This window comes from Pelomicrobium sp. G1 (assembly GCF_051905455.1).
Taxonomy (GTDB): Bacteria; Pseudomonadota; Gammaproteobacteria; order Burkholderiales; family UBA6910; genus Pelomicrobium.
In genome coordinates, this window is the sequence record NZ_JBQACR010000507.1 from 1 (window position 1) to 246 (window position 246).

General features: G+C 70.7%; 1 protein-coding gene. It reads left to right on the forward strand.

Annotated elements, in window-relative coordinates:
* Positions 1 to 246: ATP synthase beta subunit C-terminal domain-containing protein (locus tag ACTFO6_RS19415; protein ID WP_439935952.1), on the forward strand; the 246-nt coding region annotated here is incomplete at both ends.

Genomic DNA, 246 nt, shown 5'->3' on the forward strand with positions numbered 1-246 from the left:
GTCCTATTCGGAGGACGTGGCCGCCCTCGCAGCGTGGTGGCAAGGCGCCGGCAATCCGCGCTGGCCGCAGCTCCGGCGCCGCTTCCTCGCCCTGCTGGAAGACCAGGCGCGGCTCGAGCGTATGGCGCGCATCATCGGCAAGGACGCCATGCCGGCGCGGCAGCAGCTCATCCTGCTCTGCGCCGAGCTGGTGGCGGAAGCCTTCCTGCGCCAGTCGGCCTATTCCGAGACCGACCGCTACTGCTC